At 45.4% G+C, this 23,550-nt stretch carries 22 protein-coding genes and 1 pseudogene; 18 read left to right on the top strand and 5 right to left on the bottom strand.

The annotated features are described in order from the left end of the window. The first annotated feature begins 382 nt into the window (after window positions 1-382). The 6 genes from DMB88_RS19840 (at window position 383) to DMB88_RS19815 (ending at window position 5,440) form a co-directional block, all read left to right on the top strand. A complete protein-coding gene (locus DMB88_RS19840) occupies window positions 383-2,359 on the top strand; it encodes a sensor domain-containing diguanylate cyclase (protein ID WP_128102734.1) in 1,977 nt (658 codons plus the stop codon). Between the two features lie 134 nt (window positions 2,360-2,493). Next, the gene (locus DMB88_RS19835; protein ID WP_128102733.1) at window positions 2,494-2,790 is read left to right on the top strand and encodes a hypothetical protein; all 297 of its coding nucleotides are present in this window, start codon (window positions 2,494-2,496) and stop codon (window positions 2,788-2,790) included. Beyond that, entirely contained in the window at window positions 2,787-3,350 is a 564-nt protein-coding gene (locus DMB88_RS19830) for a hypothetical protein (protein WP_128102732.1), read from the top strand. The genes DMB88_RS19835 and DMB88_RS19830 overlap by 4 nt, the downstream gene beginning before the upstream one ends. Window positions 3,351-3,464: 114 nt before the next feature. Beyond that, entirely contained in the window at window positions 3,465-4,580 is a 1,116-nt protein-coding gene (locus tag DMB88_RS19825) for an aminopeptidase (RefSeq protein WP_128102731.1), read from the top strand. A 96-nt stretch (window positions 4,581-4,676) separates the two neighbouring features. Next, the gene (locus tag DMB88_RS19820) at window positions 4,677-4,922 is read left to right on the top strand and encodes an HPr family phosphocarrier protein (protein WP_128102730.1); all 246 of its coding nucleotides are present in this window, start codon (window positions 4,677-4,679) and stop codon (window positions 4,920-4,922) included. Window positions 4,923-5,146: 224 nt separating this feature from the next. Further along, window positions 5,147-5,440 (top strand): Fpa/YlaN family protein, encoded by a 294-nt coding sequence (locus tag DMB88_RS19815; RefSeq protein WP_056696331.1) that lies wholly within the window; start codon window positions 5,147-5,149, stop codon window positions 5,438-5,440. A gap of 286 nt (window positions 5,441-5,726) precedes the next feature. Here the strand turns inward: DMB88_RS19815 and cax are convergent, their stop codons facing one another. After that, window positions 5,727-6,797, bottom strand: a complete 1,071-nt coding sequence (gene cax / locus DMB88_RS19810) for a calcium/proton exchanger (RefSeq protein ID WP_128102729.1) — start codon at window positions 6,795-6,797, stop codon at window positions 5,727-5,729. 238 nt (window positions 6,798-7,035) lie between these two features. On the opposite strand from cax, the gene DMB88_RS19805 reads away from it, so the two are divergent. Further along, complete coding sequence (locus DMB88_RS19805; RefSeq protein WP_056696336.1) at window positions 7,036-7,398, top strand: Asp23/Gls24 family envelope stress response protein; 363 nt, start codon at window positions 7,036-7,038, stop codon at window positions 7,396-7,398. Between the two features lie 120 nt (window positions 7,399-7,518). Here DMB88_RS19805 and ftsW read toward each other — a convergent pair whose 3' ends face one another. Then, window positions 7,519-8,799: a putative lipid II flippase FtsW gene (gene ftsW / locus DMB88_RS19800; RefSeq protein WP_128102728.1), complete on the bottom strand. Its 1,281-nt coding sequence runs from the start codon at window positions 8,797-8,799 to the stop codon at window positions 7,519-7,521. Between the two features lie 13 nt (window positions 8,800-8,812). After that, a complete protein-coding gene (locus DMB88_RS19795; protein WP_128102727.1) occupies window positions 8,813-9,160 on the bottom strand; it encodes a YugN family protein in 348 nt (115 codons plus the stop codon). 209 nt (window positions 9,161-9,369) lie between these two features. Between DMB88_RS19795 and DMB88_RS19790 the strand changes: the two genes are divergently transcribed. The 10 genes from DMB88_RS19790 (at window position 9,370) to DMB88_RS19745 (ending at window position 17,781) form a co-directional block, all read left to right on the top strand. Further along, on the top strand, window positions 9,370-10,542 hold the full coding sequence (locus DMB88_RS19790) for a M20 family metallopeptidase (protein ID WP_128102726.1): 1,173 nt from the start codon (window positions 9,370-9,372) through the stop codon (window positions 10,540-10,542). A gap of 224 nt (window positions 10,543-10,766) precedes the next feature. After that, window positions 10,767-12,452: a DNA repair helicase XPB gene (locus DMB88_RS19785; RefSeq protein WP_128102725.1), complete on the top strand. Its 1,686-nt coding sequence runs from the start codon at window positions 10,767-10,769 to the stop codon at window positions 12,450-12,452. Continuing rightward, the gene (locus tag DMB88_RS19780; RefSeq protein WP_128102724.1) at window positions 12,442-12,711 is read left to right on the top strand and encodes a hypothetical protein; all 270 of its coding nucleotides are present in this window, start codon (window positions 12,442-12,444) and stop codon (window positions 12,709-12,711) included. The genes DMB88_RS19785 and DMB88_RS19780 overlap by 11 nt, the downstream gene beginning before the upstream one ends. Window positions 12,712-12,791: 80 nt before the next feature. Continuing rightward, complete coding sequence (locus DMB88_RS19775) at window positions 12,792-13,601, top strand: hypothetical protein (protein ID WP_128102723.1); 810 nt, start codon at window positions 12,792-12,794, stop codon at window positions 13,599-13,601. Between the two features lie 11 nt (window positions 13,602-13,612). After that, a complete protein-coding gene (locus DMB88_RS19770) occupies window positions 13,613-14,239 on the top strand; it encodes a hypothetical protein (RefSeq protein WP_254438264.1) in 627 nt (208 codons plus the stop codon). Between the two features lie 170 nt (window positions 14,240-14,409). After that, window positions 14,410-14,847: a YlbF/YmcA family competence regulator gene (locus DMB88_RS19765; RefSeq protein ID WP_128102721.1), complete on the top strand. Its 438-nt coding sequence runs from the start codon at window positions 14,410-14,412 to the stop codon at window positions 14,845-14,847. Between the two features lie 76 nt (window positions 14,848-14,923). After that, window positions 14,924-15,187, top strand: coding sequence for a YlbG family protein (locus DMB88_RS19760; protein WP_056696929.1), 264 nt, complete (start codon window positions 14,924-14,926; stop codon window positions 15,185-15,187). Between the two features lie 215 nt (window positions 15,188-15,402). Beyond that, entirely contained in the window at window positions 15,403-15,840 is a 438-nt protein-coding gene (locus DMB88_RS19755) for a hypothetical protein (protein WP_056696348.1), read from the top strand. A 132-nt stretch (window positions 15,841-15,972) separates the two neighbouring features. Continuing rightward, window positions 15,973-16,881 carry a selenium metabolism-associated LysR family transcriptional regulator gene (locus DMB88_RS19750; protein ID WP_128102720.1) on the top strand — a complete coding sequence of 303 codons (909 nt, stop codon included), beginning with the start codon at window positions 15,973-15,975 and terminating at the stop codon, window positions 16,879-16,881. 30 nt (window positions 16,882-16,911) lie between these two features. After that, the gene (locus DMB88_RS19745; protein WP_128102719.1) at window positions 16,912-17,781 is read left to right on the top strand and encodes a PHP domain-containing protein; all 870 of its coding nucleotides are present in this window, start codon (window positions 16,912-16,914) and stop codon (window positions 17,779-17,781) included. A gap of 146 nt (window positions 17,782-17,927) precedes the next feature. Here the strand turns inward: DMB88_RS19745 and DMB88_RS19740 are convergent, their stop codons facing one another. Together DMB88_RS19740 and DMB88_RS19735 are read right to left on the bottom strand one after the other, a co-directional pair. Continuing rightward, on the bottom strand, window positions 17,928-18,374 hold the full coding sequence (locus DMB88_RS19740; protein ID WP_128102718.1) for a GNAT family N-acetyltransferase: 447 nt from the start codon (window positions 18,372-18,374) through the stop codon (window positions 17,928-17,930). A 192-nt stretch (window positions 18,375-18,566) separates the two neighbouring features. Continuing rightward, window positions 18,567-20,333, bottom strand: a complete 1,767-nt coding sequence (locus DMB88_RS19735; protein WP_128102717.1) for an Rqc2 family fibronectin-binding protein — start codon at window positions 20,331-20,333, stop codon at window positions 18,567-18,569. A gap of 390 nt (window positions 20,334-20,723) precedes the next feature. On the opposite strand from DMB88_RS19735, the pseudogene DMB88_RS31765 reads away from it, so the two are divergent. Next, window positions 20,724-23,539: pseudogene (locus tag DMB88_RS31765) on the top strand (calcium-translocating P-type ATPase, SERCA-type). The last annotated feature ends 11 nt before the right edge of the window (window positions 23,540-23,550 follow it).

Here is a 23,550-nt window from a genome sequence, read left to right as displayed (position 1 = left end):
CATAAGTCGATCAGGAGAGTTCAGCCGCTGTCCTGAAAGCAACAAAAAGAATGAGGGTGACACAACCGGTAATGCCCAAATTTAAAGACCCATTTAGTAGTCTTCATCAACAACTTATATTACAGTTTGAGAGACACAAAGTCAAGTTTAAGATAAAAGCAAAAAAACGTCTAAATTTGTCGATAGGTCATTAGGCCTAAAATAATGGGACAATTTTCTGAAATATGGATGCAAAAAAGTTGTAAAGGGAGTAAAATAGATTCTATCTTAACTTTAAATAAACTTATCCTGTAAGGTTATCAGACGAATTTGCAGGTTTGCGATAACCTATGCAGATTAATGCATCTATGAGATGCAAAAACGGTGCAAAGGAGCGCCTGACATGTTAGAACATCTAGGAAGTTTACCAGCCAGTCTGAATTCGCCAAGTTCGGGCGATCCCGCATCTGCTGCATCTCTTCATAATGAGCATGCGCTCTGGATGCAGCAAGTGGATATCACACCTTTTGATTTTTCATATTTGGGGAGTCTGTTACAGCAGGCCTTTACCGATTGGCAACAACAACGCAACCCCATACCAAACAATGCAGCTACGATATTCAATATATGGGATACCGAAGGCGTCAGCGTAGGAGATCCATATGAGGATGTAAGCATGGACGTGAGCCTCACGGTATTAAGATGTCTGGAAACGGGACAAGAACAATCCTTGCTTAGCAGTGATAAGCATGGGCAATTTCATCTGCTTGCTATTCCACTCCGTTCGAGAAGCAATAAGGATATGTTCGCTGTATTCACTGCATTGATCTATGAGCCTAACCAATATGAAACGTCAGAAGCCTTGGTTCGAGCTGAGGCATCGCACTATCGGACTTGCTTTTACCGCAGGTTTGAATACATATTTATGACGGATCTGTTACATGCTCATGAGCAATCGGCACGTGAAGAACATCGTAGATCAATACTGTTCCAGATTGTTCAACGGATGCACGACAATATGGACGTGGATACGATATTGGATGAAGTGTTTAGCAGCATGGATTATTTGTATCCTACGATGCGAATTACGCTTTTTATGTCCCAAGACCAGAGCAGCTCTAATGCCCGGATCAAACCTTTACTGGTTCATGAACGAGGCGAAGATATCTGTGTACGTTCCTTCATGGAAGGACGCCTTATTGTTGTTCGATCGATCGATGGTGAGAACAGAATTATTGAGGTGGGGTTACCTCTCAAAGGAAAACAGGGCATATACGGTGTGTTTTACATTGAGATGAATGATGAGCTGATGGAGGAATCAGATCTGCAATTGATTACGATGATGGCAGATACGGCAGGTACAGCCTTCGAGAATGCGAAACTGCATGAACAATCCAATATGCTTATCCAGGAACTTCGTCTAATTAACGATTTGACACAACGGTTGAATAAAAGTCTGCAACTGATGGAAATTTTTCAATTCGCTGAACAAGAGATGCTTGGCATGTTCCAAGCTGAATCATGCTGTATTCTCCAATTGAATGATAGTACGAACCAGTTTGAAGTGATGTCCTCTAACGTTCATCAGCTACGCCGCCAATCATTCCCGAACAATTACGGTATTGCAGGTGCATTGTATCAATCGGAAGAGCCGCTTATTATGTCTAACTATCTTCAACATGCTCCATTTCCTTCTCAATTTATGGATCATACGAAATCGTTATCTCTGATTGCGTCACCGGTTCGGGTGAACGGTGAAGTGAAGTGTGTAATTATGCTTGGACATACACAGGAGCAATTTTTCTCTTACGATAATTATCGCTTGCTGCAGATGTTAGTAATTCATATGGGACTTGCGCTGTCCAATGCAACACTTCATGCCGAAGTGCGCCGTTTGGCTAATCTGGACATGCTAACAGGATTATATGTTCGTCATTACTTAGATAATGTTATTCATGAACGACAGGCGCATGAGTTCTGTGGTTCTCTCATTGTGGTTGATATCGATCAATTCAAGCAGGTAAACGATACATTTGGCCATCAAACGGGGGATCAGGTTCTTAAGCAGGTGAGTGACATCGTCGTAAGCTCTGTTCGGCCAGAGGATGTATGTGCCCGCTGGGGCGGCGAAGAGTTAGCCATTTATATGCCTCAATTAGGGATACGACAGGCTCTCGAATACGCGGAGATCATACGCCAGCGGGTGTCAGAAGAGACAAGGCCGTCGGTAACAGTCTCAAGCGGGATCGCGGAGTGGAGCTGGATGGATGAAAAAGTGAGTGTAGAATCACTATTTTATCGCGCAGATATGGCTCTTTACCAAGCCAAGAATGGAGGACGTAACCGTATCGTATTAGAAGAACAAGAAGTTACACGTTAAGGGAGAACAATTCCGATGTCGGAGTCGTTCTCTCTTTTTTTTATTTGGGAACAGAATGATTATGTATCACACAGTATAAGTCATTAACGGAGGGGTAGCCTATGGAGAACGTTTGACAAAAAGGTGGGGTAGCCATGTTTAATTATCGGAATGCACGCGTAATGTTATTGATTTTGAGCTTAATACTCCTCTGCACGCCTGGGTGTGGATTGGTACAGAAAGCTCAAACACCAGAGGAGATATTTTCACTTGCTTTATCCGGACTTGCCGGAAAGGAGAAGCTCAGTTTCGAGGGTCAGGCTGGGCTTCGACGCGAGAATAATGGTGTGTTCGAGAATCAATTTAAATTTGCAGGCAAACTGGAGGATCATAACCGTCTGACTTTGCAGACTCGGCTTCCTGGTGTAGTCAATTCTGGGGTACACAAATGAGCACAACCTCTGTCCTGCCTACTGGGCAACCTGGAGGGTTCAGTGCTTCCTTTCAGCGGAAGAAGGGGCAATGGATGGCTTTATCTAATCAACAGGAGCCTTTGCGTGGGGCGTTATCTCGCTATAATCCGATTTCACAGCTGGAGAATATCGATCGCATGAATAAAACGATTAAATCAGAATATGGCGGGGGACGACGCACTCAGATTCTACGGATTGAGCTTAATCCTGAGGATGCCAAGACATGGGCTATGACGCAGCTAGATGCCGAGATGAGTGCTATGCGAGAGGAATATATGCACAAGGCAAGTGCAATCGGAGGTGTGAATCAGACGAAGCTTGAACAGGAGCTTGAGCGGGTGTGGGAGCAGGGAGAGAGTACGATGGATAAAATGATGGAGCCAGCTAGTGTGCAGACCGTATATCATCTTACCGTAGATCGCAAAACCAGCTTACCTCTTCGGCTTTCATCCGAGAGTCAGATTAGTTATCAGGATATGAATAATAAAAAGAATACAGAAGCTCTCGTTACGGATGTAAACTTTGGAGAGTATCAATAAAGCACACCCTAGTTAAGGGTTGCTTGCTGACGGGATCACGGTAGCGTGCTACAATAGTATCGTAATTTACCGTTGTTCAATTATGAATGGCAGATGACAGGAGGATTATACAAGATGAAAGATCCAAGAATCCAGAAGCTGGCGGCTAACTTGGTCGGTTACTCTGTGGATGTACAACCAGGCGAGAACGTTCTGGTCGAGATGATCGGAAGCGAGCGTGACTTAATCAACGCTGTGGTTGAGGAAGTAGGGAAAAAGGGCGGTAATGTATTTGTCCAGTTGACCGACAGAACGGTACAACGTGCAATGCTCAAAAATGCAACAGAAGAAATGATGAAAACATGGGCAGAGATTGATCTGAATCGGATGAAACAAATGGATTGTTACATCGGGATTCGTGCGGGCGAGAACGTAAATGATCTGTCCGATGTACCAGAAGAGAAGATGAAAATGTATAATTCATTGTATTCTCATCCTGTACATAGCGAGCAGCGCGTGAAGCATACCAAATGGGTTGTATTGCGCTACCCGAATGCAAGTATGGCACAACTCGCGAACACGAGCACAGAGGCGTTTGAAGACTTCTACTTCGATGTATGTAACCTCGATTATGCCAAAATGGATAAAGCACAAGACGCACTGGCTAACCTCATGAACCGTACGGATAAAGTGCGTATTACAGGGCCAGGAACAGATCTCAGCTTCTCCATCAAGGATATCGGTGCAGTGAAGTGTTCTGGTCAAAAAAATATTCCAGATGGAGAAGTATACAGTGCTCCGGTACGTGACTCCGTAAATGGAACGATCAGTTATAATGCAGCAACGCTGTATAACGGTGTTACGTTTGAGAATATTAAGTTCACATTCAAAGACGGCAAAATTGTAGAAGCGACAAGCAATGATACAGCGCGCCTGAATGATATTTTGGATTCGGATGATGGTGCACGTCATATTGGTGAATTCGCTATTGGATTCAATCCATACATTCTTCATCCTATGAAAGATATCCTGTTTGATGAGAAAATCGCTGGAAGCCTACATTTTACACCTGGGCAGGCATATGAAGAAACAGATAATGGAAACCGTTCATCCATTCACTGGGATCTGGTATTGATTCAACGTCCAGATTACGGCGGAGGAGAGATTTATTTTGACGATGTACTGATCCGCAAAGATGGTATTTTCGTTATTCCTGAGCTGGAATGCCTGAATCCAGACCGTTTGAAATAGCATCGGTATTTTGCTGTTGCTAGGAAAGCGGATTCACGGTATCATGTAGTGGTAATTAATAGATGATACCAAAAGTGAAAAGACGGAGGGATTCCTATGTCGAGTAATAACGCGGCTGTAGTGGAAATTGCTCAAACAGCAGGCAAGTTTACTTCTTCAATCGTGCTTCATTCAGAGAACAAGTATATCGATGTGAAAAGTATCTTGGGCTTGTTTACAACACTGATCAGCACTCATAGCTATGAATTGCATGTTCATGGTCCAGATGCCGATGAGGCCAAAGCAGCCATGTCTGATGTATTTGCTAAGCATGGACTGAATGTAAAGATCGCATCGGAGTAATGGTTATGAGAAGCGCCTTCGCCAGTAGTGGCGAGGGTGCTTCTTTTGTATGATGAGCTGAATCATACGAAAAGCCCATTGTGCTATATCCGAAAAAAGCAATCATGAAGGCACTCACTTTGTTCGGATATTTTGGTCAGGTTCTTGTATTACCTACTGATTTCGTCTAATATTAGAGATAGAACGTCTTTACGCGATTTTTGGGACATAGGGGGGAAAAATGCATGACTTCATCTGATCTGCAGGACCAGCTGAATTTGAAAGCGATCAGTCTTCTTCAAGAAGATGCAGATAAAATACAGAAGCTTATTGAAGTACAGATGGAGAATCTGGCTACCCGCTACTGCCCTCTCTATGAGGAAGTATTGGATACACAGATGTATGGGTTCTCCAAGGAAGTTGATTTTGCTGTTCGTGCAGGTCTCCTTCCAGAAGGTGCTGGTAAGCAGATGGTTAGCGCGCTTGAGCGGAATCTGGCGATTCTATATGAAGCCTTGAACAAAAAGAATGAGCAATAGCCTGCATATGCGCGGGTCAGAATAGAAGGCATGCAGGTTATTGCATGCTTTTTTTGTATGCTCTTTGTTGTATTTCTCACTTTGGATAATGTGTGCGACTTCAGCACGTATTACTCTGACTCTTTGTCAGGGTGGATTAGCCACAGCCACAGGCTGAGAGTGAAGTGGGGCTTTAGGGGAAAGGACGTAAAAAAAGGTAGCTTGGTGAAAAAATCACCTAGCTACCTTTTTTATGAGCTTTATTTTATATATGTAACTAAGTTGCCTATGGAGTGACCCGATTATGTTATACCAGAAAGAACGACACTCCAAGGATGATGTAGACTACAAGTAACAGCAGGCCCTCATACCAGTTCGTTGAACCATCCTGCGTAATCGACTTCGCAATAAATACGGATACACCAATCGCGACAAGTTCAATGGTCGTAAATACAATGTCCATCGTTCTGCCAGTGAAGTAGCTTACAAAGATCAGCACAGGGGCAACGAATAATGCAATTTGCAAACTGCTGCCGACCGCAATCTCTACTGCGGCACCGATTTTGTTTTTCATGGCGAGCATAATGGCTGCACTGTGTTCTGCTGCGTTACCGATGATGGCTACAAGGAACGCGCCGACAAATAGCTCACTTAGCCCGAATCGCTCTGTAAACACTTCAAGCGTACCGACCAGCCATTCACTGACAAAGGCCACCATAACGGTTGCCAATACGAGATAAAGGATCGCTTTTTTCTTCGACCATTCAGGTGCATGTTCATGCGGGAGTTCTTCATCTGCGTCTACCGTGACATCGGCAAGATACTTCTTATGTGTGACCATAGAGAACAGCAACCAAGCAATGTAGGCGACAATCAACAGTCCCGCAACAATAAGACTGAGTGTATTTGTGTCTTGTTGGGTGATAGAATGGGTGTTAAGGAACACAGCGGGAATGAATAAAGCGATGATGGCTACAATCATCAAGGAGCCGTTTAGACCTGCAAGCGATACATTGTAATTCTGAATTTTAAACTTGAGACCACCCGCGAAAATGCTCAATCCTAGAACAAGTAACAGGTTTCCGATAATGGAGCCCGTCAAACTGGCTTTAACCATATCGAACAATCCCTCTTTGACTAGGAAGATCGCAATAATCAGCTCGGCAGCATTGCCGAAGGTAGCATTCAAAAATCCACCTAGCCGCTGTCCGGCATAGTGGGCAACATTTTCAGTAGCTTTGCCTAAAAAACCAGCGACAAAAATAACCGAAATGGCTGAAATCACAAACTGTAGAATCGAATCCCATTTCATGTAGTGGGCGATCGCGCTGAGTGCAAAAGTAACAATCAGCAGAATGGATGAAATCCGGTTTCTCACTAAGACACACCTCGGTTACATATTATTTGGTTTGCAACACGTGATCACATGTTGGTCTTCATAATCATTCGAATCTTGCCACATCTTGTGAAAAGGTGACGAAATGATTATGAGATTATTTTCATATTTCAATATAACCAAATCATAGTAGGTTGTAAACGCAACTTTTTGAGTTTAATTTGCTTTTTGGGGTAGAAAGGATTTAAAATACGATTAACGAAGTGAAGGAGGATGTGGCATGGCAGAACAACTTCAACTAGATGGCGGTAACATCCGGATTGCTGACGACGTGGTGGCGAAAATTGCCGGAATGGCTGCGCTTGAGACACCGGGGATTGCCGCAATGTCTGGAGGATTGTCAGAGGGCTGGGCCAAACGTCTCAGCGGTAAAAACGTACAGAAAGGCGTGGGCGTTGAGGTCGGCCAGCTGGAAACAGCCATTGATCTGCGCATCATCGTCCTGTACGAGACACCGATTCATGAAGTTTCCCGCATGCTTCAACAGAATGTGAGAGAAGCGGTTGAGACCATGACGGGATTACGAGTTGTCGAAGTTAATGTGAAGGTAGAAGGTGTATCTTTCAAAGGCGACGACGTATAAGCTGATCGGCTTCCAGTGTAAAGGGTTTATTCGAAGAGCATGCGCTCACGAAGTGAAACTTATCCAAAAAAGACTTCCTATCCATAATGGATGGGAAGTCTTTTTTTTTACGTTCTATGATTATCGAATACGACGGATCGCTTCTCTTGAACGGAGGGCAGGAGAGGTACGAGTCTGTACGGTAACCGATTTCGTTTTCTCTTCCTTGATGACGTCCAGATTATTGGTGCGTGAAATACTGAGCACGATGCCCATGGCGACCATCATAACGAAAAGTGACGTACCTCCATAGCTGATAAACGGAAGCGTGACCCCTGTTACCGGTATGGTCTGAGTAACACCGCCGATGTTAATAAATGCTTGGATGGCGATAAGTCCCATAATCCCAATGCCGACCAAAGTACCAAAAGGATCGGGACAGCGGAGAGACACAATGATGCCTCGCCAGATAAAGTAGAGATAAACAAGTAGGAACAAGGTACTTCCTAAGAATCCAAGCTCTTCACCGATGACGGAGAAGATAAAATCGTTATATGCATTGGGCAGGTAATGTAGTTTAATCGTACCTTGTCCAACTCCTGAACCCGTAATTCCGCCATCTCCAATCGCTACAAGGGAGCGATAAAGGTTAAGGCTTCCATCCGTAGGGTCAGAGAGCGGGTTAAGGAATGCCTGAATCCGTCCGATTTTATAGTTCGCCTTTGCTTCGGTTATTGTACTTGTCGCATCGTCCGGAGAAGACATGGAGGAGAACAAGGCATTGGCTCCAAAAGCCAGCGCGCCTCCTAGCACAACGAGCAGAATTGAACCCATAATATGCTTCATGCTCGCCCCGCCTGCATAGATGACCAAACCACATGTGGAGACCAGAATAAAGCACGTACCGAAGTCAGGCTGCAGCATGATAAGTCCGGCAATGAAGCCTACAATGATAAGGACAGGAAAATAACCAGTTTTAAGATCTCTGAAGCGTTCGCCTTTCTTAGTGATTAGCGCAGCGAGATACAAAATAATGGCGATTTTGGCGAATTCGGCTGGTTGAACACTAAAACCAAAAATATGAATCCAGCTTCGAGCACCGTTGAGCACCTTACCAGAAATGAGAACAAGCAGTAACATGACGGTCGTGAAGAGAAAAAAAGGTGCATACAGCTTCTTGTACTTGTTAAAGCGAATATTCATAGCAAAGAACATACCAACTACACCAATGAGCGCCCACATAAGTTGTTTTTTCGTGAAGAACAGGGGATCATTGTTAAAGCGTTCGCTTGCAATTGCAATGCTGGAACTGGAGCTGAATACCATCACCAGTCCAAAGCCCACCAACAATAAAGTGAGGATTAGCAGTTGGAAATCCGGCGTGCCTCTCTTCGTTTTCGTTTGGGCCGTTTGTTGTTTCATCGCTCAGCCCAACCTAAGCTTCCAGCAGTTCTTTGAGCTGCTGTAATTTTTGTGCGGCCAGCTTCACGACTGGCTGTGGAACGGTAGAGTCATAATCCAGACCATGCGGGAAGGTCGCTTTTCCAAGATAGACTGCTTCTACGGAAAGAACAGAATCTGGTTTTTCAAGCTTGCCATCCAACACACGGGTATTAATACGTACAAAGTATTCCGATTTAGTTAGTTCATCTTCAATTTTGTAGTCATATGTAGCACGGTAATACTCCCATTGCCACCGGACAAATCCGACTTTCTCGGCGCTCTCATCCAGGTATGCCAAGTCGCTTTTCAAGCCATCTAAGCCTGTATTCTCAAATATCATAAGCGTTTGATCCTCCTCATAAGCTTCCGAGTATAATTTCTCGTTGTTTCTCTAGTTTATGATAGTATGTTTCACCTTCCCGTGCAAGCTTTCAAGGGCTCGTTCATATCGGTTTTCTTCCAATTCTGCTACAATATACTGCAATAGGTTTGAAGTGAGAGGTTCGGGCTTGATGAAAGTACCGATCCAGAGCGAAAGGATGAGGAAATATGACAAATAATATATGGTGGGATGATCTGCAAATCCATATGGTGGAGTGGCGCCGTCATCTTCATCGCAATCCTGAAGTTTCCTTTCAAGAGGAGAAGACCTCATCATTTGTAGCAGATATGTTAGAGAGCTTTGGCGTGGAAGTGAAGCGTCATGTGGGAGGGCATGGAATTATCGGGACGATCCGAGGGGATCAGCCAGGCCCTGTGGTTATGCTTCGAGCTGATATGGACGCTTTACCTATCCAAGATGAGAAGGATGTAGAATATGCTTCTAGAAAAGATGGAGCCATGCACGCATGTGGTCATGATGGACACGTTTCTATTTTGCTAGGAACAGCATTGTATTTCAGTCGTAATAAGGCAGCAATCAAAGGGGAGATTCGGTTTTTGTTCCAACCTGCAGAAGAGTTACTGCCTGGCGGAGCTGTTCAAGTTATTGCTGACGGTGCTCTCGATGGAGTAGATGTCATCTATGGTATTCATCTATGGACTCCTCTACCTGTAGGTGTTGCAGCGAGTACAGCGGGACCGATGATGGCCGCGGCGGATGATTTCTATATTGAGATCACAGGCAAAGGCGGTCATGGCGGCATGCCGCAGTCAACCGTTGACAGTTTGGTGGCAGGCTCAGCTCTAGTGATGCAATTACAGACGGTGGTTAGTCGTTCCGTTGATCCATTGCGTCCGGCAGTGCTGACGATTGGCACAATGCAAGCTGGAGCTGCACAGAACGTTATTGCGGAATCATGTAAAATGAGCGGCACGGTAAGAACGTTTGATGAAGAGACCCGATCGGGAATGAAAGAACGCATCCACACCATGGTGGCTCAGACGGGAGCAGCCTATGGCGCTAAGACGGATATTAAATATATTATGGGTTACCCGCCAGTCGTCAATGATGAACGGGAAACAGAGCGGTTCTTCCAAGAAGCGGTGCAAGTGTTTGGCGCACAAAATGTGCAAGCTTCACCGATGATCATGCCTGCAGAGGATTTTGCTTATTATTTACAACAGATTCCTGGCTGCTTTATGTTTGTTGGTGCAGGCAATCCAGATAAAGGCGCAATCTACCCGCACCATCATCCGAAGTTTGACTTTGATGAAGATGCGATGCAGCATGCAGTTAAGCTGTTTATTGCTATGGCGACAGGCTATACGGCTGAATTATAGAGGTTGTTCAAAAAGTCCACGGTCCTTTTTGAACACGCACTTATAGAATGATTAACCAATTCATTGGGCATCCTTTAACATAGGATGCTCTTTTTTTATTTGATGAACATGATCGTTAGTAGGTTCATATGGTTCAATTTCGGAGCTTACCGGGACTGGGCTTTTTGTCATGCGTGTTACACCTATTCAGCAACGAACAGACTAACAGTTAGGAGGCGTGTGTAATGGAAATCTCAGGTGCCTGTATTGTCCAGCGAGATTTTACTTTATTACTTGAAGTAGGTCATCCCAAATTTGAACAAGCTAGATCACAGATCAGTGTGTATGCTGAACTCGTTAAAACACCTGCTGGCTTCCATACGTATCGGATGACTTCCTTATCTCTATGGAATGCGGCGGCCATTGGTTGGAATGTGGATCGCATTATCCATAGCCTGGAGTCTATATCCCGTTGGACGGTACCAGTAGCGTTGATACAAGATATTCGGAGAATCGTTGAGCAGTATGGCAGACTGAAGCTGCAGTGGGATCAAGATCAGGAGAATATGCGCCTAGTTGGAGACCATGAGCAGCTGTTGAATGAATTATCCACGATGAAAACAGTTGCGGCCTTTCGAATGGAGCGTGCTGCACCTGAAGAATTCATCGTGCGGGGAGAACAGCGTGGATTGTTGAAACAGGAACTCACACGCTTGGGCTATCCGGTTCTTGATTATGCAGGTTATCGTCAAGGGACACAGTTTCAGTTTGACTGGAAACAGGCAGACAACGATGAAGCGTTTGAGCTACGTTCCTATCAGCAAAAGGCGATAGAAGCATTCGAGGGCAGCGAAGGAATGGGCGGAAGTGGGCTGCTGGTATTACCTTGCGGGGCAGGCAAAACGGTTATTGGCATGGGCGTGTTAGAACGACTGCAATGTGAGTGTCTTATTTTGACCTCGAATACAACATCGGTGCGACAATGGGTTGATGAGCTACAGCGTAAGACAACGATTACGGGAGAATCCATCGGCGAATATTCAGGTCAGAAAAAGCAGGTGAGGCCAATCACTGTGGCTACCTATCAGATTCTAACCCATCGAAAGTCCAAGGATGCTGATTTTACCCATATCAAACTGCTGAGTGAACGGAAATGGGGACTGATCATCTATGATGAGGTTCATCTGCTTCCAGCACCTGTATTCCGAGCAACAGCAGATATTCAAGCGACGCGTAGACTGGGATTGACGGCAACGTTGGTTCGAGAAGACGGCTGTGAACAAGACGTTTTTTCGCTGATTGGCCCAAAATTGTACGACATGCCATGGAAGGAGCTAGAACATCAGGGCTGGATTGCAGATGTGAAATGTCAGGAAATACGGATTCCATTGCCCTCTGATTTAAAATCGACCTATCTGGAAGCCGAAGGGAAGCACAAGTTTCGCCTAGCTGCTGAGAATCCAGCTAAATTAGATGTGATTAGAAGGCTTTTAGAATACCATCGAGGTCTTCCGGCACTTGTCATCGGGCAGTATTTAGATCAACTGGAGACCATTGCCCGGGAAATTGAGGCACCTCTCATATCTGGTACAATGTCACAGCAAGAACGAGTGAAATGGTTTGCTGCATTCCGGCGCGGGGAAATTCAAACGATTGTGGTCTCTAAGGTAGCGAACTTCGCTGTTGATCTGCCTGATGCGGCTGTTGCTTTGGAAATATCGGGTAGTTACGGTTCAAGGCAAGAAGAAGCACAACGTTTGGGACGAATTCTAAGACCTAAGCCAGGAGATAATAAAGCTTATTTTTATGCGCTTGTATCCGAGGATAGCAAAGAACAAGAGTTTGCGTTACGACGTCAGATGTTTCTGGTGGAACAGGGTTATGAATATGCGGTTGTTCGTGAAAGGAGTACACCATCCAATGCGGAATAATAATACGCAACAAGTACACTGGAGTACAGAGCTTCTATCACGTGCGGAGCAAATTGTACTAAGTACCCTTTTTCGGCAGCATGCTGGAGCCTTTATCTCTCCGAAGTTTTCTTCCGCAGTGTGGGTAACAGAAGGATTGAGTGGTGCCGAAGCTAGGGTGGGTCTGATCGGTCTTAGGCAGAAGGGCTGGATCAAAACGACTCGCAAAACCTGGGGGAGCATCTGTACTATATTCCCAATGTTCTGCTTCCGCAATTGACTGAAGTTTTTGCCATTAAAGTTGGCGCTGGTCACACACCTGATGGGTCAGAAGAAGCGCGGCATATTGGGAAATCTCATATGATAACCAGGAATCACATTCAGGTACTTCATGAGGCCGAAGTAGATATTGCTGCTGAATTTCTTCATCTCATGGCATGGATAATGCATGACGGCTTGCCATTAACTAGTAAAGGTATGATCCACAAAAGAACGCTTCGGCAATTATGTAGCATTACTGCGCTGCACGAAAGCCATTTTCAAGGACTGCATATTCATGATGATGATCAAGAGGGATATCCTGTTCATATCGCTATTGCGTTGGATTTGCTTTTGAGATTGGGATTGCTTGAAAAGAGTGATACACATGTGTACATATCCAATGAACGACTTCAAGCCTGGATTAATCGATCTTGGTCATCTATGTATTGTGAAATTTATAACATTTGTGCAGAGCGTTACGGGATGTCCGAACCTTATGCTCAGCATTTTCGATCCCGATTGCTCATTCTTGCGCCCGCAATAAATGAGTGGTTTCCTATAAGATCTTTGCTCCCGTGGAGGGACGAGGTGCAGGTCGAAGAACAAGATCTATTGAGATGCGATAATGCCAATCCAAAGAGTTTATCGCCTCTACATCTTGTTCAAAGTTGGCTCCGAGCGCTTGTAGGTTTGGGATTCGGTGAAGTAGGTCACGATGCTACAGGCGAAGTGGTTTATCGTTGGTTAGTTAAGCCGGCCGATTTATGCTGCTCGGGTGATCCGATATATGATGAAAAATTAGATAAAGAGAAATTTGGACTATTTATACAGCCTGATTTTGAGATTCTGCTTCCCCCGAAGCTCCACCTCATGTCCGCTGGAGATTGGAGCTATGTGCTGAGCTTGTGACTCGAGATAGAATGAGTATCTACAGACTTACAAAGGAATCGGTAATGAAAGCAGTAAGGATTGGCTTTACACTGGATCAGATCGTTCTTTTCTTGAATAATCATGCCATGACTGGCATTCCAGAGCATGTACATTTGGCGCTGCAGCAATGGGGACAAGTGCCGGAAGACCATCTAGCTAAAGCGCCTAACCCAAGTGAACCCACTTTAGAAGCGTCGCATCGAGCCGATGAATTAGTCATAAATCTAAATGTACGAAGTCAGGGTACCATACACACAGCGGAGACGCCTTACGAGGAAGATGATGAATCACATGTGAGCACAGAATTAGATGAACTTTGGCCTGGCTATAAGGATATTCCTGAAATGTGGCATAGGGAATGGCGTAAGTACCACGCATCAACCGTTCGGCAAATTGCCTCAAAGGCGATTGAATGGCAGACAAAGCTAGAGTTGAAAAGAAATGAAGATATAGTCTACATCATACCGGATCGGATTGAGGGTCATGGTGACTGGATGTTATCGGGTTGGGTGACATCCAGTCTCGGTGAGAATGTCTTTGAACGGCAAGTTCTTTCTCCAAGAGACTGGGGCAACATACGTTTAATTGTTCCTGATCATGAACGAAGTGCCACTTAGTAAGGGACTAAGAGTGTGATAAACAACATGCAATAGACTTTGATTAGCATAACCCTCCGCGTTACCTTGTTTTCTATTTGCAGGAAAAACGCTTCTTAACTAATCGGGGATATGCTATGATAATGTAATCTACTTTACGTAGAACTTTATATATAGATAGGATGAATTTCATGAGCGTAGCGGAACTGAACACGGTCGATATGGCCCAAGTGTTAACGGGCGCATATGAATTAGGCGACATGATTAACCAATCTGCCGAAGTATCGGATTATTTATATTGGAAACAGCAAGTTGAGACGAACCCGGAGATTCAAGCCGGTATACGCAAGCTGGATGCCAAGAAAGAGCTATTCGAGGAAACCCAGCGCTTTGGGCATTTTCATCCAGACTTCCATGCAGCCAAGGATCAGGTTACAGCGTTGGAATTAGAACTAGAGGGTTTCGAGGCGGTAGCACGCTTCAAGCAGGCTGAGAAAGCGCTGGATGACATGCTGCATCAGATGTCAGAGACGATTGCATATGCTGTGTCTACTACGATTAAAGTTCCAAGCAATGATCCGAATCCCAAAGGTGGTTGCGGGAGCGGCGGGAAATGCAGCTGCGGTTAAAGTGACGTTTAATTAAATTCATTAGGCCGGACTGCGGGAGCATCCGGTCTCCATGATTGAAAGGCGGGGGAAGAAGATGTTTGCGGAAAGGACAGGATTCATTATTTGGGTAAGTGATTTGAAAGCGGCTCGTAATTTAGAAAAGTATGGCACTGTTCATTACATCTCCCGTCGTATGCATTATGTTGTGATGTATGTTAATGCAGAACGTGCTGAAGATACGATGAAAAATGTGAAACGACTTTCCTATGTGCGCAAAATTGAACGTTCCTATCGGAATGAGATCAAAACGGAGTACGCAAGTAAAACAATGGACAAGACAAGTTATTACGGCATCTAAATGCCCAATTATGGTCGCAAAACAAACGGATTGCCACGATTCGTGGTGCAATTAGTATATAGAGTGACTCCTCGGAGTCGCTCTTTTATTCAATATGACATCATAACAAGTCTTGTGAAAAAATCTTAACATATACCTTGAGCTTGCGGGACTTATGTTGTAATATATTTGGTAATAAATAGATAGAAAGTCCTATCTGGTGGAGAGTGATTCCCATGCGTGATAAGGTGATGCAACGTTGGAGCACCTACGAGCCGTTTTTCGTAGCTCTTGGAGACAAAAAAGTGGCAGACATCGTCATTACCCATCATGCCAAGATGCGGTATGCAGATCGCATTGAGCCGACACGTAATGATGATGACCATATTGCGGCATGGTTATGGGAGTGTCTGAAGCAGGATCGTATTACACCATACTACCGTAATGAGCAGGACGTATACCTCATCGATGAAGATCTGGTTGTTGTTGCTGAATTTTCCGAGCTTGAAGGGGAATATGACATTGCTGGCAATCCACTTCACAAAATGATTGTGGTTACGTTTTTGGGTCGTATGTCAGAGACCATTGAGCTACGTGATTTGAAATCGTATTATTCGTGGCTACGACATTCAAGACGGATGACTCTAGTCAAGAACAGTCGCAAGCATAAGTGATATCGGGAGATTTCACATTTTCTTAAATGATAGATTCAGGCTACATGGCATGCAGACAAGCTGCATGCTTTTTTTGTTGGAATTCACGAAATCGGATACAATGAGGGTAGTGTACAGAAGAGGGGCGAAGATATGAATTTTCATCAATTACACATTTTTTATACAGTTGCCGAGAAGGGGAGCTTCTCAGCGGCTGCACAGGCATTACATATGACTCAACCTGCGGTGACGATGCAGATTCAGTCGCTGGAGGATTACTTTGGTACCAAGCTCCTTCACCGCTCCACCAAAAAAATAGAATTATCTGAGGCGGGTATGACATTGCTACCTCATGCGAAACGCAGTGTAGAATTGGTTAGACACACGGATGAAGCAATGTCTGCTTTCACACAAAAGCTTCAGGGTAGATTACAGCTTGGAGCAAGCCTGACAATTGGTGAGTATGTGTTGCCTCGGATGCTAGGACCTTTTGCTCGTCAATATCCGGATATTTCAATCGTAATGAAAGTCATGAATACAACTCAAATTATGGATGAAATCCTGAAGCACCAGCTAAATTTTGGTTTGATCGAAGCACCTATTCATCATCCAGATATGATTGTGGAGCCTGTGATGCGGGATGAGCTGAAGCTGATCGTACCAGCGGGTCATGCTCTTGCCCAGCGAGGTGAGGTTGAGCTGGAAGAGGTAATGTCCTATCCGTTTGTATTGCGGGAGAAGGGTTCGGGGACAAGGCAAGTGATGGAGGATCAGCTGCAGAAAAGAAAAATAGACCCACAGGACATGAATGTAGTCATGGAGCTTGGTAGTACAGGTGCGGTGAAATCAGCCGTTGAGGCGGGTGTGGGCATAACGATGTTATCACCGTCATCTGTTCAACACGAAATTGCGCTTGGACTGGTTCATATCGTCGATATTCGTGGACTGGAATTCAAACGTCAGTTCTATGCGATTCATCTCAAATCTTCGTTGCTGCCCTTATCAGCGGTAGCTTTTCTAAACTATTTGCGTGAGCAGGAGCAGGTCGAGTTACAACAATAATTCAAGCCATATCGAAGGGAGTCATTCTTGATGAATCAGCCTAACGGACGTTGCGATCTTCATACTCATAGCCAAGCTTCTGACGGGATGCAGTCACCCACGGCCAATGTGGAGCTTGCTAAACATAAAGGTTTGGCGGCAATGGCACTTACGGATCATGATACGGTGGCCGGTGTTGCTGAAGCGCTACGTGCAGGGGAAGAACTCGGAATTGAGGTTGTAGCTGGCGTTGAAATTAGTACTCGTGCGGGTGGAAAAGACATCCACGTGCTTGGCTATTATGTAAATATAGAGGATCAGACGTTTCTGGAGCGCTTGCGAAACTTAAGGGAAGCCCGCGAGGAGCGCAACCAGCGGATTATTGCCAAGCTGCAAGAGCTTGGACTCGCGATTAGCTGGCAGGACGTAATTGAAGGACTCGGACGTCCGCTGGAGCCGGATGAGAGCATTGGCAGACCGCATATGGCTGATGTACTAGTAAGCAAAGGATATGCGACGGATATGCGTGATGCATTTGATCGTTATCTGGCAGAAGGAAAGCCGGGATTTGTGTCAGTCCCGCGGGTTGCCCCAGAGGAAGCGTGTCGATGGATTCGAGAGGCAGGCGGAGCGGCTGTTATTGCGCATCCTGGTTTGTATGAGAATGATGAGCTTGTGCGGGAGATCATTCAGAACTCGAAACCAGACGGCATTGAGGTATTCCATTCGGATCATGACTTGGCAGAGGAGCGCAAGTATACAGACCTTGGCCAAGAATTTGGCTTGATTCAGACCGGAGGGTCGGATTATCACGGTGTGAGACAAGGTGTGGTTTTCCATGGGGATCTTGGCAGCAAGTCGGTCACAGTTGATGTGTTGCAGAGCCTGCAAACAGCAGCGAGACGCAATAGGGAGCCTTGATCGTTGGTTAGAGAGGAGAGCCTAAGAACAACGTAGAAATGATTTCTCTTTTCCGAAGATGGGTAGTCAGATTAAATTATCATTGTAGGGCATGTGAACATGAGGGGGTAACCCATCGTGCTCACATGTTTTTTTGATTCATAGAATTATGTGATTGAGTAATTCACCCATGCACCACGCGTTGCTCCAAGACGTTCGAATAATTGCTGTGCGCGTACATTGGTTTCTGCTGTGATCCAGGACATATAAGGGCACCCGTGTTCACGCGTATATTGCTGACATTGTTCGAATAATTTAGTTTCAACTTCGCTGTCTCGGAATGCTTCTACAACAAAAAGATCATTCATAATCGCTACACGTTCTGCTTTCATTGTGCTGTAGGTAAAATATAATGTGGAGAATCCAATCAGTTGATTATCTTGCTCCGCCACGAATTGAACCCCGATCTGATGATTGAGCAGGTTGTTGATCAAAAGTTGGATAGCTTCGTCACCAGGCCAAAGGTTGTTATAAAATCCTACTACATATTCATGCATCAGTGCAGTAAGTGGGATTAAATCCTTAGGTTGTGTAGTTCTGATAATAGTAGTCATGTAATAATCCTCTTTTCGATAAGATAATCATATTAATTGAATTATAATACAGTTTAATGAATAAAAATGCAATGATGTTTATATGGATTGATAAGTAAGTTCGTCCATTCCTGCAAAATAAAATCCCCTGAACCATGCGATGGTCAGGGGATTGCTTGTCTTTATTTACACATTTATCGGATGAGAAATGATCTATCCATTTTTGATGGTGGAAGGCAGACTCTTGATCAGTTCCTCGTTGGGTGTAACAAACAAGGTTTTCTGATGATCATAGATGACAAAACCAGGCTTGGCACCGCTCGGTTTACGAACATGACGGATAAATGTGTAATCCACAGGTACGCTGCTAGACTCTTTGGCTTGGCTGAAATAGGCTGCAAGCTGTGCGGCTTCTTCCAATGTAGCTTCGCCAAAGTCTGTGCTGCGGATGACAACATGTGAACCCGGGATGTCTTTTGTATGCAGCCACGTATCATTAGCGGATGCAAGACGATTCGTCACATATTCATTCTGCAAATTGTTCTTACCTACAAGAATATCAATCCCCTCTGAGGAGGTGAACTGATGTACAGTAGGTCGATCATTTTTCTTTTTCTTTTTGCCCTTTTTGTTACGGTCACGAAGGTATCCCTGTTGCACAAGCTCATCTCGAATTTCTTCAATGTCATTCATGGATGCGATGGATAGCTGCTGCAGCAGGTTATCGAGATAAGCGATCTCGTCCTTCGTTTTTCCAAGCTGATCATGAATGACAGCTAGACTGTTCTTATACTTGTTATAGCGCTTGAAGTAACGTTGTGCGTTATCAGATGGTGTAAGTAACGGATCAAGCTGGATCGTAATGGTCGCTTGATCCTCATCATAGAAATTCACAAGCTGAGCCGTTTTGTCGCCTTTGTTAACCTGATGCAGAGAGGCAAATAGAAGCTCCCCCCACAGTCTGAATTTGTCGGCATCATCCGCTTCTAGCAAATCCTTATTCAAGTTGTCTAACTTTTTGATATTTTTGCTTCGTTCATTTTGCAGGAAGCGGAGCAGGTCACTCACTCTTTGCTTCACGGTATCCCGTTCAGCTTTATCTCCGTAGTAATCTTCCATACATTTGCTAATCGTATCGTACGTTTTCTCTCCATCCTGGATGCTCTGAAGCTGGATGGCAGAGAAGATCATTTTGCCCTTGGCGTTCATGCCGGTGACAGGGGTATAGACATTGTCCTTAACGAGTCCCATCACGGATTCAAAAGCAATCCATAGCGCTTCCGCCTCGATACGGCTCTCACCCTCGGTTGAACTTGGCATTTCGCTGTCAGCAGCAACTGCCCGAGCAGTAATCTCACCTGCAATTAGTGGGCTAAGACCACTAAACGCATTTACGAGCCAGCGTGAAGCATCCTCTTCGGCGGCGGTGTAGCTGTTCTGGAATTCCGTTGTGCTGATTTCAAGCGGATTACTCTTATGTTGTTCTGGTGGTGCAGTATACGAGAAACCAGGCATGACCACCCGGTAACTGCTGATGGACGGAGTGACATGATGAATACCGTCTAGAATAGTTTCGGTAATGGGATCAAGCAAGATGATATTACTGTGCCGTCCCATAAGTTCAATGATGATGCGTTTAACTGAAACATCTCCCAATTCGTCGCGCTGCCGCACATCGATGTGGATGATACGCTCCATGCCGATCTGACGAATGTTCTCTATGATTGCCCCTTCACAATGCTTACGAAGCAACATGCAGAACATCGGTGCTTCCGTAGGATTCAGAAACGTCTTTTCCGTATAATGCACGCGGGGATATGTTGGGCTTGCCGATACAAGCAGTTTGCTGTTTCCGCGCTGAGCACGCAGGGTGAGCACAACATCATGACCATTAGGCTGGTGGATCTTACTAATACGTCCGCCGATACAACCTTGCAGTTCATGAACAATGGCTCGGGTTACAATGCCGTCGAGTGCCATTTATTCCACTTCCTCTCTATTGAGCGTCTGGCTTCATGCCAGATGCTACATCTATAAGTGCGGGTTCAAAAAGACCAAATTTTGAACAACCTTTTTAACTGAAACGAGCAACCGGGCTATGTATACAAAAGATAGGGCGGTTGTAGTTTTTCTGTTACTTACCTATGGAACGCTTAACTTGGTTGCGTATATAACCACAGACTTTTATTTTAGCCTATTATGCCCCTTAGGGAAAGGATTCACCTTCCGTGTGCTAATCAAGGTCCTGTCCGAATACATATAGATTAGGTAGTTTGTCCGGCATAGTGTACAGCCTGTCGACCAGCGCGCCGGTGAAGCATGTGAGCAAGTTTTGCAGATGAAATACAGACTGGGAGGGAACCTTGAAGCATGGAACATACCAAGTGGCATCAGCTAAGTGATGAAGAGCTGCGTAATACTCTTGGCGTTAGCCCGCAGGAGGGATTAACGGACGAAGCTGTAACTGAGAAGAGGAAAGTTGCCGGTTCAAACGAACTGAGCGAAGGAAAACGCATATCTCCAATCACATTATTGCTGAATCAGTTTAAGGATTTTATGGTGCTGGTGTTGATGGGAGCAACGCTGGTATCCGGACTACTGGGAGAGTATCTGGACGCGGTAACGATTGTGGCCATTATTGTGCTAAACGCTATTTTGGGATTTGTACAGGAATTTCGCGCGGAGCGATCTCTACGTGCTCTGAAGCAATTATCAGCTCCTGCCGCGAAAGTACTTCGATCAGGACAAGAGATTCAGGTTGCGGCTAAACTGCTTGTGCCTGGTGATATTGTGCTTGTTGAAAGTGGGGATCGTATTCCTGCCGATGTGCGCTGGTTGGAAACGAACAGTCTGGATGTGGAAGAATCCGCTCTGACAGGTGAATCCGTACCTGTAAGCAAGCATTGTATGCCTATTGCCGCTGATGATGTGCCGCTCGGAGATCAGAAGAACATCGGATTCATGGGAACGATGGTTACACGCGGAACAGCACGAGGGGTTGTTATTCGTACGGGTATGGATACCGAGATGGGCAAAATTGCTGATCTGATCCAGAATACCGATGAACAGGAAACACCACTACAACACAGGCTTGAACAGTTGGGAAAAATACTAATTTTCGTCGCACTTGGGCTCACCGTCATGGTTGTCGTTGCAGGTATTCTTCATGGGCAACCGGCTGTAGGTATGTTTCTCGCTGGCGTCAGCCTTGCGGTTGCCGCAATTCCAGAAGGATTACCCGCGATTGTTACCATTGCTCTGGCGTTAGGTGTGCAGCGTATGATCAAGCGAAAAGCCATCGTTCGCAAATTGCCCTCTGTTGAAACGTTAGGCTGTGCATCAGTCATATGTTCAGATAAGACAGGTACGCTCACCCAAAACAAAATGACGGTGACAGATGTCTGGTTAGAGGGTCGCGGGATTAAGGTGACCGGGATGGATATTCTCCAGAAGGACAGATGCTTGAGAATGGGCGTCCTGTTGATCTGAAGAGTGACCAGACGTTGCGACGCCTGTTGCAGATTAGCGCTCTCTGTAATAACGCAAGTATTGTTGAGAATAGAGGAGACGAGCTTCGCAATAAGAAAAAAGGCAAAGAAACGAAGAAAGATACCGTCACTGACCAAAGTGTAGTCTGGGAACTGAAAGGTGACCCAACAGAGGGCGCACTAGTTACACTGGCTTCTAAAATGGGACTAACACCTAACGGGCTCAAAGAATTATACGCACGTCAGCAAGAGTTTCCTTTCGATTCTGATCGGAAGCGTATGTCAGTTCTTGTTCATCATCAGGGCGGACGAATGATCTACACCAAGGGTGCGCCTGATGTCCTAATTGGACAATGTAATTACATCCTCTGGGAGGGCAAAGTAGTGCCCTTCACAGGAACCTTACGGCAGAAGGTCATGGCTGCGAACGAAAATATGGCTGCTTCCGCACTTCGAGTGCTTGGCATGGCTTATCGTGAAGTACGACCAGAAGAAAGGGTCGAAGATGAGAACGCTGCGGAGAGCCAGCTTGTATTCGTAGGGTTAGCAGGCATGATTGATCCACCGCGCCGTGAAGTGAGGGATGCTATTGCCACCTGCCGCAGAGCGGGCATACGAACGGTGATGATCACGGGGGATCATGGTACAACCGCTGAAGCAATCGCACAACAACTCGGCATTCTTCCGCGAGGAGGAAAGTCATTAAGTGGTCTTCAGCTGGCGGGCATGACGGATGACGAACTGGACAAACACGTTGAGGGCATTTATGTCTTCTCCAGAGTATCTCCTGAGCATAAATTACGCATCGTCAAATCACTACAAAGGAGAGGACATGTCGTTGCGATGACAGGGGATGGCGTTAATGACGCTCCAGCGATCAAAGCGGCAGATATCGGTATCGCGATGGGTATTACCGGCACCGATGTAACCAAAGAAGCTTCTGCCCTGATATTGAGTGACGATAACTTCTCAACCATTGTAGCTGCTATTGAAGAGGGGCGTAACATCTATGAGAACATTCGTAAATTTATTCGTTACTTGCTTGCCTCCAATGTGGGTGAGATATTGACCATGTTCTTCGCCATGATGATGGGGCTACCTTTACCGCTTGTACCCATTCAGATTTTATGGGTCAATCTTGTGACGGATGGTCTGCCAGCTATGGCACTGGGTGTGGATCAGCCAGAAAAGGATCTCATGGAGCACAAGCCACGTGGTGCGAAGGAAAATATTTTTGCCCGTAGATTGGGCTGGAAAATTATAAGTCGTGGTGTCCTGATCGGTTTATGTACTCTTGGAGCCTTCTGGCTCACATTACAAGCTGCTCCGGATCATCCGGGTCAACTGATTAAGGCACAGTCTGTTGCCTTTGCGACGTTGGTTCTGGCTCAACTGATCCATGTCTTTGACTGCCGAAGCTCACGTTCCATTTTTCATCGGAATCCGCTCCAAAACAAATATTTGGTTCTTGCCGTCATTTCATCTGTCGTGCTGATGCTTGTTGTGATGTACGTAGAGCCGTTGCAACCGATCTTCAAAACGGTACCACTTGGCTTGCGTGAATGGGCGATCTGTATCGTTGCTGCTGGAATTCCTACGTTCCTTATGGGAGCAGGCAGCGTGTGGGGAGGCCGTCGCAACCGTCGCCGTATTGGACCTGGTGGCTTCGTTCCGAAAAGTACAAAGTTTTCTGCATAAAATCAATACCT

The sequence above is a fragment of the Paenibacillus sp. DCT19 genome (assembly GCF_003268635.1).
GTDB lineage: Bacteria > Bacillota > Bacilli > Paenibacillales > Paenibacillaceae > Paenibacillus.
The sequence above is the reverse complement of the archived record's forward strand: the minus strand, read 5'-3'. Positions and strand labels throughout refer to the sequence as shown.